The organism is Archangium violaceum Cb vi76 (assembly GCF_000733295.1).
Lineage (GTDB): Bacteria > Myxococcota > Myxococcia > Myxococcales > Myxococcaceae > Archangium > Archangium violaceum.
Map to the genome: position 1 here is coordinate 1 of NZ_JPMI01000131.1, position 11668 is coordinate 11668.

General features: G+C 70.9%; 6 protein-coding genes. 2 read left to right on the top strand and 4 right to left on the bottom strand.

The features are described 5' to 3' along the window. The first annotated feature begins 183 nt into the window (after window positions 1–183). On the top strand, window positions 184–2304 hold the full coding sequence (locus tag Q664_RS19515; RefSeq protein WP_084610123.1) for an alkaline phosphatase D family protein: 2121 nt from the start codon (window positions 184–186) through the stop codon (window positions 2302–2304). 14 nt (window positions 2305–2318) lie between these two features. Here Q664_RS19515 and Q664_RS19520 read toward each other — a convergent pair whose 3' ends face one another. After that, window positions 2319–6416 carry an AAA family ATPase gene (locus Q664_RS19520; protein ID WP_043397594.1) on the bottom strand — a complete coding sequence of 1366 codons (4098 nt, stop codon included), beginning with the start codon at window positions 6414–6416 and terminating at the stop codon, window positions 2319–2321. Between the two features lie 278 nt (window positions 6417–6694). Between Q664_RS19520 and Q664_RS19525 the strand changes: the two genes are divergently transcribed. Beyond that, the gene (locus Q664_RS19525) at window positions 6695–7351 is read left to right on the top strand and encodes a cyclase family protein (protein ID WP_043397597.1); all 657 of its coding nucleotides are present in this window, start codon (window positions 6695–6697) and stop codon (window positions 7349–7351) included. Between the two features lie 117 nt (window positions 7352–7468). Here Q664_RS19525 and Q664_RS19530 read toward each other — a convergent pair whose 3' ends face one another. The 3 genes from Q664_RS19530 to Q664_RS19540 form a co-directional block, all read right to left on the bottom strand. After that, the gene (locus Q664_RS19530; protein WP_052518386.1) at window positions 7469–8785 is read right to left on the bottom strand and encodes a DUF1254 domain-containing protein; all 1317 of its coding nucleotides are present in this window, start codon (window positions 8783–8785) and stop codon (window positions 7469–7471) included. A gap of 165 nt (window positions 8786–8950) precedes the next feature. Further along, on the bottom strand, window positions 8951–10375 hold the full coding sequence (locus tag Q664_RS19535; protein ID WP_043397601.1) for a reverse transcriptase family protein: 1425 nt from the start codon (window positions 10373–10375) through the stop codon (window positions 8951–8953). A gap of 446 nt (window positions 10376–10821) precedes the next feature. Then, the gene (locus Q664_RS19540; RefSeq protein ID WP_043397604.1) at window positions 10822–11553 is read right to left on the bottom strand and encodes an immunity 52 family protein; all 732 of its coding nucleotides are present in this window, start codon (window positions 11551–11553) and stop codon (window positions 10822–10824) included. Window positions 11554–11668 lie beyond the last annotated feature (115 nt).

An 11668-nucleotide genomic window follows, 5' to 3' on the forward strand; every position in this document is an offset into this window, starting at 1 on the left:
ATACCCTCACCCCGACCCTCTCCCGGAGGGCGAGGGGATATTCAGACAGATAGTGGATGCTCTCCGGCTCGCGCATGGCCAACGGAAGACACGTTGCCCTGGAGTCGGAGCCGTCTGTCTTCGTGCGCCGCGTACCTTCGCGCGCTCCGGGCCCCCCGCCCGGCCCGACGCGGAGGAGTCTCCTTGTCCCAGTCCCTGCACCGCCGCACCGTCCTGAAGTGCCTCGTCGCCGCCGCGGCGAGCACCGCCTTCGGCTGTCATGACGATGAGCCGCCCGTGGAAGACGGGCGTGCGTTCTTCCCGCAGTCCGTGGCCTCGGGAGATCCACGTGCCCTCAGCGTGGTGCTGTGGACGCGCGCGGTGGACCCCCAGCGCCCCGACACCGACATCGCGCTCACCCTGGTGGTCGCCCGGGACGAGGCGTTCGAACACCGCGTCCTGGAGGAAACCGGGTTGCTCGCCAGGGCCGCGCAGGACCACACCCTCCAGGTGAAGGTGACCCGCCTCGAGCCGCGGACGCGCTACTACTACCGCTTCATCGTCGAGCAGGATGGGCCGCGCCTGGGCTCGCCCGTGGGCCGTACCCGCACCGCTCCCGCCTACGACGCGAAAACCCCCGTCCGCTTCGCCGTGGCCAACTGCCAGGACTTCCGTGGCCGCTACTACAACTCCTGGCAACGCCTGCTACAGCTCGGCGAGGACCTCGACTTCGTCCTCTTCGTCGGCGACTACGTCTACGAGTCCGACTCCGCGGCCGTGTCCTCGCCGGACCCCACGCGCGTCGTGCGTTTCTCCGACCCCGGCTCCGCCCTGCCCAGGGACCTCGGCGGAGGACGCGAGGAGCTCGTCGCCCAATCCCTGTCCAACTACCGCGACCTCTATCGCACCTACCGCTCGGACCCCTTCCTCCAGAAGGTGCACGAGCGCTACCCGTTCATCGTCGTCTGGGATGACCACGAGTTCTCCAACGACTGCTGGGACGCCCACGCCACGTACACCGACGGGCGCACCGAGGAGTTCCAACCCGAGCGGCGGCGCAACGCGGAGCTCGCCTTCTTCGAGTACATGCCGCTCGACACCGACGCGGGAGCGGGGGTCATCGACCCGGAGGAGCTGTCCCGCTACCCGGACACGCGCATCTACCGGGACTTCGTCTTCGGCAAGCACCTGCGGCTGTTCGTCACGGACTACCGCACCTACCGGCCGGACCACCTCATCCCCGAGGATGCGTACCCCGCCACGGTGGCCATGGACGCGGCGGTGCTGGCCTCGCTGGGACTCACCGGGGCCTTCGCGGCCGATGCCTTCGCCTACGTGAACATCGACGAGTTCCCCGCCCAGCGGGCCGTGCTGCGAGGCGCGTACGTGCAGCTCGCGGTGGGAGCGGGGCTGACGGCCGAGGCGGCCTCGGCGCGGGCCGAGTCGCTCGTGCGGGGCAACCTCGCGCTGGCCTACGCCAACCCGGTGTTGCAGGCGGCGGCGCAGCCGGGGGCCGGGCCCATCGACCCCGTGGGCAAGCCCCGGGGACTCGCCTTCGTGCACATGGGCAAGCAGGAGCTGTTCTCCAGCATCGGCGCGCGCAACGTGGTCATCAAGGACACCTTCGACGTGTACGCGGCCTGGCGTTACAGCACCTCGGACGGCGCCGCCCAGCACGCGCTCGGCGAGGACCAGGAGGCGTGGCTGCTGGGGCAGTTGCAGGAGGGCGTCAGCCCCCAGACGTGGAAGGTGATGGCGAGCTCGGTGTCCACGACGTCGATGATCTGGGACCTGAGGGCGAAGCCGGACGTCGAGCCGCCCTCGGTGCGCAACCGCTACTACTTCAGCGTGGACCAGTGGGACGGCTTCCCCGACAAGCGGAGCTCGCTGCTGGCGGCGCTGCGGGAGCGCACCGATGGCCACGCGCTCGTCGTCGCGGGGGACATCCACGCGGCCTTCGCGTCGGTGGAGCAGGGGGTGCCCTGCCTCACCGCGCCCGCCATCTCCTCGTCCGCCGTGCAGGAGGAGGCCGGCGCGGCGGTGGAGGCAGCGGGCTTCCCTCCGGGCTCGGCCGTCTACCGCTACGTCGTCACCGAGCAGGCGGACACCTTCCGCGAGGGCAACCCGGGCATCGCCTTCGTGGACACCAACGCCCACGGCTTCACGGTGGTGGAGGTGGGCCCCGAGGAGGTGAAGGCCGCGTACCACCTCATTCCCAGCGGCGAGGTGGATATGAACTACGGCTCGCGGCCCGGAGAGCTCGCGGCGAGCTTCTCCCGGAGAGACTTCCGCGTCCGGCCCGGAGGCACCATCGACGCGGCGTGATGACCCTTGGGGGGTCAGCCGGCCGAGGCCTTCGCGGGCGCGGGCAGCAGGGGCTGCTCCAGGGCCTCGAGCGCCCGGAGCGGGCCCGGTGCGTCCAGGTGCTCGAAGATGTGGCGGGCCCGCGAGAGGTGGAGCGCGCGGGTGCCGCCGGGCTCGGAGGTCCGGGCCAGCTCGTAGTGGGCGAGCCCCTCGTCGGTGGGCAGGCGCCAGGTGTTCGCCAGCTCGACGGCGCGCCCCCACAGCGCCCGGGCCCGGCCGGTGCGGCCCTCGAGCCACGCGGACGTGCCCTCGAGACGGGCGGTGCGGCTGTGGGCGGTGGGGTGGAGGCGGCTCGCCTTGCGCAGCACCCGGAGGGACGCGGTGGCCAGCGCCCGGGGCTCGGTGTCTCCGGTGCCGCGCGCGGCCTCCCAGAGCTCCAGACACGCCTGCACCAGCGAGGTGAGGGAGGTGAGGTCCGACCACATCACCAGCGGACGCTTGTGCAGCAGACGCAGGGCCTCGCGCGCGTGGAGGAGCACCCGGCCGGGCTCGCCCTGACGCCAGGCCACGAGCGCCGCGTTGCAGCGGAAGCGCAGCGCGTTGCTGGGGTCCGCCAGGCCGAGCAGCACCTCCGCCTCGCGCAACCGCTCGGCCGCCTCGTCCTGCCGGGCGAGCAGCAGCAGCGTGGGCGTCATCTCCGTGAGGGCCCACAGCACGTTGACGACGTTGGAGACCTCGGTGGCCTCGCGCAGCATGGACTCGCGCACGTACTGGGCGGCGCCCGGCTCGCGCGCCAGCTCCAGCCCCATGCCCAGCACCTCCAGGCCGGTGCACAGGGTGAAATGCTCATGGAGGCGGCGGGCCCCGGCGATGCCCAGCTCCACCAGCCGCAGGCCCTCCTCCCAGCGCCCGAAGGTGAGGTGCCAGGAACCCTCGACGATGTCGGTATGCGGGCTGCGCGAGCCTCCCGGGGGGCTGGCACGGTGGAAGTAGCGGCGCGCCAGCCCGTGCATCCGCCCCAGGCCGGCCATGTAGCCCAGCGAGTTGTAGGCCGGGGTGGAGGTGGAGAACTCGCGCGCCGCCTCGGCGAGGTTCACGGCGGTGAAGTTGGCGGTGAAGTGCTCCAGCATCCGGTCCGCGTAGAAGCTCTGCTGGGCGAGGGTGCTGAAGATGCCCGCGGCCAGGGTGAGCCGCTCCCGCTCCGCCTCCAGGCGCGGTGCGGGCAGCCAGCGTCCCAGCAGCATGTGCCCCACGTGTCGCGTCACCTCCCATGCCAGCCGGCCACCCCAACCCGCGCGTGAGCCGGGCCGCGTCTGCCCCAGCAGGCGCAGGGCCGCGTCACAGTGGCGCAGGCTGTGCTCCGTCTCGCCCAGCGCGTGGTACGCGGCGCCCAGCCGAGCGCTCCACCGGGCCTCGCGCAGCGCGTCCACCGGCTCGCCGCCGCTCGCGGCCAGCTCCAGGGCCCGCTTGAGCAGGGCCACCGTCTCCGCGTGCGCTCCTCGGGACACGGCGGCCTCCGCGGCCCGCTCCAGGTGCTCCAGCGCGCGCTCGGGCTGCTCGGCCATCCGCCAGTGGTGCGCCAGCAGCGGCTGGAGCTGCTCGCCCCGCTCCTCCTGCTCGCGCTCGTGCAGCAGCGCCACGGCACGGTGCAGCTCCCGCCGCTGGGAGAAGGCCATCAGGTGGTAGGCCGCTTCCTGGATGAGCACGTGCTTGAAGGCATACGCCGGGCCCGTGCCGGACTCCTCGCGCTGCACCAGGTCCAACCGCTCCAGCTCGGCGAGCTGTTGCGGCAGCGTGGGCCGGTCCGCCTCCACCGGGTGCACGGCGCGCAGCAGCTCGAAGGGGAAGGCGCGGCCGAGCACGCTGGCCACCTTGAGGGTGAGCTGTTGCTGCTGGGTGAGCCGGTCGATGCGGCTGGTGATGAGGCCCTGGATGGTGCCGGGCAGCTCCAGGGCCATCTTCTCCACGGAGCGGGCGCCCAGCCGGCACTCGCCGCGCTCGATGACGAGGTAGCCGGCGTCGCGCAGGGCACAGGCGAGCTCCTCGCTGAAGAGGGGGTGGCCCTCGGCACGGTCCCGGATGAAGGTGGCGGCCTGGGCGGGCAGGTGGCGCGCGCCGAGCCGCTGGCGCACCAGGGCCAGCACGTCCTCATAGGACATGCGCCCCAGGGGCAGGTGCACGGTGCCGGGCGAGTCGCGCAGCTGGCGGTACCCGGCGGGCGTGGACTCATTGGGGGGACGGGTGGAGAGCACCAGCAGCAACCGCTTCACCCGCCGCTGCACGGCGAGCGCGAGCTCCCACGAGGCGGAGTCCATCCAGTGCGCGTCGTCGAGCACCACCATCCGGGGCCGCTCGCGGGCGCGGTCGTCGAGCAGTTGCACCAGCAGCTCGCGGGTGGTGGCGGCGCGCAGGGGGGCCGGCATGTTGTGCACGGCGTCGTTCTCCGGCACCTCCACGGGCAGCACGTCGTTGAGCAGCGGGGCCCACGCCTCCTGCTCGGGCCAGGCGCTCAGCCGCTCCAGGAGGCGCGCGGTGCGGGCGGCCTCGTCCGGCAGTCCCTCCAGCTCCAGCAGGCGCGAGAAGACGGAGCGCCACGCGTGCCAGCCGGGAGAGCCCTCCACGGAGGTGCCCAGGCCGAGCGCGGTGGACAGTCCCGCGGCGCGGGCGCGCTCGAGCAGCTCGCCCACCAGCACGGACTTGCCGATGCCGGCCTCGCCCTCGAGGAGCACGGTGCCGCCCACGCCCCGCTCCGCCAGCGCTCGCACCGCCGAGGCCAGCCGGGTGCGCTCCTCCTGCCGGCCCACCAGCCGGGTGCCCGGCCCGGAGGCCGTGGGGGTGTCGCCGCCGGGCTCGGGGCGGAACACGGGCACCGGGTGTGTAATCCCCTTCATCTTCAGGGGCGCGAGCGTCTCGAAGCGCAGCCGCGAGGAGGCCAGCCGCAACGTGGTGGCATCGCACAGCACGTCGTCCACCGCGGCCTGCATGAGCCGCGCGGCGAGGTTCACCGTGTGGCCCACCATCACGTACTCGCGCCGCGTGGCCCCGCCGGTGGTGCCGCAGAAGACGCGCCCGGTGGCCAGCCCCAGCCGGTACTGCAGATTCAGCACCTGGAGCGCGCCCCGCAGGTCCAACGCCGTCTGCACCGCGCGCGCCGCGTCGTCCTCGTGGGACAGGGGAGGCAGCCCGAAGGCGGCCACCATGACGAGGCCCTTGTCGTCCACCACCACCTGGTTGGCGCTGCCCCCGTAGCGGAAGAGGACGGACTGGAGGGTGCTCACCGCGCGCTGCAACTCCTCGGGACGCTGGCCGGAGGCGAAGCCGGGCGCGGCGAGGTTGATGAACAGCACCGTGACGGTGCGGAACTCGGAGAGCCACTGGCCGTGGCCGGCCTCCAGGCGGTGCGTCACCACGCGCGGCAGGTAGGAGCACAGCGCGGGCTCCAATTCCGGAGGCACCGGCTCCTGGAGGCGCACGTCCGGCAGCGGCCCGGGCTCCATGGACAACAACTTCCAGCCCGCGGCGCCCCGGGGCTCGCCCTGGGCACGTGGCAGCAGGGGCCAGGCACGAGGGCCGAGGATGATCTCCCCCGGCAGCGCCGCGCCCTGGGCCTGGGCCATCTCCAGCAGGGGCTCGCCCGAGGCGAGGAAGTCCCAGCGGCCCCGCTCGCCGCCCACGTCGGACAGGCGCACGGTGCCGGCGCCGATGCCCACCTTGAGGCGCAGCCGCACGCCGTCCACGGGCTGGCTGCCGTCGATGAGGCCCTGGGCGGCCTGGGCGCACTGGGCCGCGAGCCGCACCGCTTGTGCCAGGTCTCCGTCCGCCTCCACGGGCCAGAGGGCCACGAGCGCGTCACCGGCGAAGCGCAGCACGTCTCCGCCATGGGCGAGAAGGGTGTCGATGAGGCTGGAGAAGAAGGCGTCGAGAATGCCGCGGAGCCGCTCGGCGCCGGCGGGGCCGCTGTTCTCGAGGGCCTCGGCCACGGCGGTGAAACCCGTCAGGTCGGCGAAGAGGACGGCGCCCTGCTGCTCACGGAGGGCACCGGCGCGCGGCCGGGAGGTGTCCTCCTGGAGGGCGCGCACCAGGGAGCCGGGCAGAAATGCCGCCAGTGCGTGCAGCCGCGAAGGGAAATTCATGCCGGGCCACCACCCTCGGGCGGGGGGGAAGTCCCCGGGGTGGAAGTGGGCTCATTCGTAGCAGATGGTGGCCGCTCCAGCCACACTGGAGGCCTGTCCTCGGAGCGAGCGGGCAGGCGAGCGCGGTGGGACGAGACACCGCGCGTGGGCGGGTTTCGCGCGCTGTGAGAGGGTGGGGTGTTGCCTGGCGAGCCACGGGGCACTTCGAGGTGTTCAACCGCGTGGCGGAGTCCGGAGGGAGGCTTCCTCTCGGGGCCCGGCCTCCAGATTGTGAGGAGATGGCACAGACTCCCTCCTCGGCCTGGCTGGATGTCTCCATTCCGCTGTCCTCCGCGATGCCTCATTACCCGGGAGACCCGGTCCCGGAGATCAAACGGGTGCGGGCGCTGGAGGAGGGCGCGGACGCCAACGTCACGCACCTGTCCTTGAGCGCGCACGCGGGGACGCACGTGGACGCGCCGGTGCACTTCTTCTCGGGGAGGGCGGGCATCGACGAGCTGCCGCTGGACGCCACGATGGGCCGGGCGCGCGTGGTGCACGTGCCGGGGGACGGGCAGGTGCGCGCGGAGGCGCTGCGGGTGCACGACCCGAAGCCTGGGGAGAAGTTGTTGCTGCGCACGCGCAACTCGGACCGGCGCTGGTGGGAGCTGCCGTTCCAGGAGTCCTTCATCGGGCTGACGCGGGAGGCGGCGGACTTCCTCGCCGAGCGCCGGGTGGGGTGCGTGGGGGTGGATTACCTGTCGGTGGCGGGCTTCCACGAGGACAGCCCGGCGGTGCACCGCACGCTGCTCGACGCGGGCATCTGGATCATCGAGGGGCTGTACCTGGGCGAGGCGGTGCCAGGAGACTACGAGCTGGTGTGTCTGCCTTTGCGCGTCGCGGGCTCGGACGGAGCCCCGGCGCGCGCGCTGCTGCGTCCGTGGACGCCGGGGTGAGGCCGTTTGAGCGCCGCCGCCCCGGCACGGTGGGCACCGGGGACCACCGCCGAGGAGGCCGGCGTGCATGCAGGATGCAGGGGCTCCTCGGGGGCGTGAGAGCTTCCCGTCTGGCTTCTACTGCGCGGCGCCCGCCACCACGATACCCGGCGGGACATAGCCCTTATTCTCCGGGCCGTAGATGCGGAGCACGACGTAGAACGAGCCCTCCTTGGGCGAGGGGAGCCAGTTGGCCAGCAGGGCCGTATCCTTGGGGGCGTCCCCCTGGATGTAGAGCGTCACGGAGCCATCGGCGGCGGTGGTCAGCTTCGAGTCACTCCCGAGCGAGTAGCGTCCGATGGGGTTGGGGACCAGGAGTTGATTGGCTCCATACATGGTCAGCGACCAGAAGGCCTGTGCCTGGGGAATCTCGCTTGCCTGGAAGGTCAGCGTGTACGCGAGTCCCCCATCCAGGTCTTTCGACGCGGCGTCCGTGTAGCCTCTGTAGTAGATGGCCTCGCTCGGTGAGTTCGCGTAGATGCCCGACCGCGCCACCATGGAGCGGAACTCGTAGTCAGGCCACCAGTTGGTGCCGAAATATTCACGGTCCACCACCGGGAGGACCCATCCATTCTTGGTGGCTCCTTGCGTCGTCATGGCGTTGATGGCGGTGTTGGCCCTGAGGAGCCCCTGCTGGAGCGCTCCGGCGATCTCCGGCTCCAGCTGGGTGGGGTCGAAGGTCATGCCATCGCCCACGCCAATCCGCTTGAAGCGCTCCAGGAGCGGCTCATCTCCCGCTGGAGGCGTCTGGAAGCTCAGGGTCAGGTTGAGGTACTCGAAGAACGCCAGCGTCTCGATAAAGGAGGACTGGATGGGGAGGAACGTGGGCGGCGGCACGGCCGCGGGCGGCGTCTGCTGGAGGAACGTGGAGAGCGGGACGAGCTTGTACTGATCCATGAGCGCCTGGACCGCCGGAAGGTCCGCCTTGTCGAAGACCTGCGTGCGCCCGATCAGGAAGATGTACCTGCCTGGCATGTGGAAGACGGTTGCACCCGGGACCTCGCCGGGCGTCGAGTCGGGGCCTGCGAGGACGTAGTTGCCCGCCTGCGTTCCCGTCGTTAGCGAGCCGATGTAACGGACATTGTTGGTGAAGGCGTCGATGATCTGGAAGCTGTAGTAGCGCGGCGGATCCTGGGGGACGTTCGGCACCTGCAACACGATGGGCTCGGTTCCCAGGTCGAGCCACCCCTGGGAATAAGCAGTGTCGTTGTTGGGAGTGACGATGGTCGTGTCCTCGGGACCGTAGAGGCGGGCGTTGCCATACAGCGTGTTGAATTGCTGCCCCGTGGAGATGATGCTCTCCCAGAGTACCCGATAGTTGTCGACCATCGGATAGCCATACATGAATGCCTGATAGGCGAGGTCACTCGCCTCGTCGGGGGTGAGCGCTGTCATGGGGACTTCATCCTTTGATTGATGGGGGAGGGGACCGCGGCGCCCGCGATCCCCATGGCTTCGCGATGGAAGCGCCTTGTCGATAACAAGCGGCCCCGCCCCCGTCCAGTCATCCAGATGACACACCCCTCCAGCGTGGAGCGCCGGGCCGGTGTCTGGCAGGGCTCACGCCTCGCGCTTCTCCAGCGCGCTGAGGCGTTCCAGGAAGGCGCGGCCCTTCGCGGGGTCCGTCATGTGGATGAAGGCGGCCATGCCCTTGAGCTGGTCGAGCGTCTCGCCCTCCTTGCCCGGCTTGCCCTTCTCCCGGTTGTGCAGTGCCGCCCGCAGCTGGCGCACCACCTCGCGCGGTACTCGCGCTCCGGGCTGGCCCTTCGCGGCCTCGTTCACCACCAGCCCCGTCACCACCTGCCGGTTCCCCGGACGCATCACCCGCGTCTTGTCCGGATGCACCCGGAAGCCCTCCGCCTCCAACACCTTCTCCACCCGGGCGATCAGCACCGCCACCGGGGCCTCCGTCTTCCCCCGGCTCTTCTTCCAGGAGAACGTCATGTCATCCGCGTAGCGCGTGTACGCGAAGCCCAGCCGCCTCGACAGCGCCGACAGCCGCTTGTCCAGCCGCAGGCACAGCGCGTTCGTAATCCCCGGAGACGTCGGCGCTCCCTGCGGCAGCGCGCGCGGGCCCTTCGCCACGTACAGCGTCTTGCCGCGGAACTGCACCACCTCGCGCGGCGCCTCCGTGGCCATCAGCGCGAGCAGCGTCGCCGTGCCCTCCGCCAGCCCCCCCTTGCGCAACAGCCCCTTCACCCGCTGCCACGTCACCGAGGGGAAGAAGTCCTTGATGTCCATCTTCACCACCACGTCCGCGCCCTTGTGCGCCATCGCGTTGGTGACGATGGAGCGCCCCGCCACGAAGCCGTGCGCCGCCCCGTGCACCGGCAGCCGCTCGACGACGTTGGCGAGCACCCAGCGCTGCGCCTCCTTCAACTCCTTCTTCGGCGAGGTGATGGTCCGCTTCCCACCGTCCCGCTTGGGAATCTCCCAACTGCGGTAGTGCGTCCCCGTGTCCACCTCGCGGTGGTAGGCGAACCAGCGCAGCCGCGACACGCTCAGCCCCAGCGCCTTCGCCAGCGTCTGCGCCGACTCCAGCTCCGGCAGCCCGTTGGCCCTGGCCCGCTCCTCGCGGTCCTTCAGGTCGAACGTGTCCGGGCCTCCCGCCTCCTCCCAGTGCACCCCCGCGCCCAGGTGGTTGATGTGCGCGGTGCGCCACGCCTCCCACGCCAGACGCTTCAACGCGCGGCGCTCGGCGGCCTCGGCCTTCTTCTTCTCCTTCCAGGCCGTCTTCTCTTTTTCCGAGAGTCCGCTCGGATCCTCGTGCTCGGGCGCGAGCCCCCTGGCCTTGAGCTCGGCCTCGACCCACGCCTCCTGGCCGCCGGCCTCTTCAATCGCCTTCCAACGGGCGAGCCGGGCCTGCTCCTCGCGCTGGGAGACTTCACGCCGCGCCACGACATTGGCCGAGGGGGCGGCGGGAGCGGGGGCGGGCACGACCACCGGGGCCGCGGCGGGGACGAACGTCTCGAGCTTCGCGGTCATCACAGCACCTCGTTGATGCGAGGAGTCGTCACGAGGAGGGGGGGACGGGGCGGCGCGAGCGGTCGAGAGAGGCCTGGAATCACCACATGCTCACCTGGGGCACGGTAGCCTCACCGGCGCTCCCCGGTAGAGGGGTCTAGGCCTCTTGGGGAAACGGCGGTTGCGTCGTTGGCTCAGCTCCCCGAGAGGCCTAGACCCCTCTACCGGGAGAGCGCCAAGAACAGGCTACCTTGCGGAGAGTGTCCTGCATTGCTTCCAGAGCGGCGCAGCGCCGCTCCCGCGCTCGAGGCGCGAAGGCTGATGCTTTCCGGACCTCTCTCGACCACTCGCGCTACCTGGCGCGTCTGCCGTGCGTCGTCTCGTCCACCCCTCCCGGCCGCGAAGGTCGCGGCCAGATGACAGCCGGGGTTTCTACACCATCCCTTTGGCCGAGTCGATGAACGGCGTCATTCATTCCAGGGGCGCAGGGGGGTGAGGAGGCCGGCGTGGGCGAGGCGCTCGGAGACATCGCGGGCCAGGGCCACGTGGGTGGGGTTGGCGGCGGTGAGGCGCTCGGGGGTGAGGATGACGAGCGTGCCCTTGTCCTCCACGGGCTCGGTGTGGACGGGGGATGGCAGGGGCGGCAGGGGGCCACGGCGGTGGGAGAAGTACGTGAGCCAGCCGATGAAGGTGCCGCCCGGCGTCGATTCTGGCCATACCTCGTCTCGAAGCTCATGGGAGGTGGCGAGGCCCCACTCGGGCTCGAAGGCCACGGCCATGGCCCGGAGTATCCGCGCGAGGACGGGGGCTTGGAGCACACGCTCCTCGGCGGGACCTTCCGCGGGCGGGTCGAAGAGGCACAGGTTGGAGACCCAGATGGATGCGTCACCGCAGAGCAGGGAAAGGCTGCTTGCCGCCTCATGCGTTACCCCGTTCCATCCTCTCAGGGAGAAGCCGTCCGTTGCGAAGCGCCCTTCCTTCTGTGCTTGCTGGTGGAAGAGCTTCGCGAGACTCGCCGCATCGGTTTCGAAGCGGTGTTGCAGCGCTTTCTCGAGGGTTCGGCCCTTCTTGAACCAATGGGCGAGGCTTGGGTCGCATGATGCGAGCAGGCTGAAGAGGGCTTCCGTCCGACGCGCACACTCCTCGACCGTCTCTCTCCGTGCCAGCCAGTACGCTCCAACGTAATACGTTTCCCTCATGGGAGGACCTCGATCCTGTCGAGGCGATTGGCCTTGAACAGCTTCCGCATGAGGTCCGCGACCTCCTGCTCGGCGAAATGCCATTGGATGGGCGTTCTTCCTGCTGCTCATGCTG

What these genes read in the sequence shown, in the direction of transcription:
- Q664_RS19520 (WP_043397594.1), bottom strand. Translation starts at nt 6,416, where the DNA reads ATGAATTTCCCTTCGCGGCTGCACGCACTGGCGGCATTTCTGCCCGGC.
- Q664_RS19535 (WP_043397601.1), bottom strand. Translation starts at nt 10,375, where the DNA reads ATGACCGCGAAGCTCGAGACGTTCGTCCCCGCCGCGGCCCCGGTGGTC.
- Q664_RS19525 (WP_043397597.1), top strand. Translation starts at nt 6,695, where the DNA reads ATGGCACAGACTCCCTCCTCGGCCTGGCTGGATGTCTCCATTCCGCTG.
- Q664_RS19530 (WP_052518386.1), bottom strand. Translation starts at nt 8,785, where the DNA reads ATGACAGCGCTCACCCCCGACGAGGCGAGTGACCTCGCCTATCAGGCA.
- Q664_RS19540 (WP_043397604.1), bottom strand. Translation starts at nt 11,553, where the DNA reads ATGAGGGAAACGTATTACGTTGGAGCGTACTGGCTGGCACGGAGAGAG.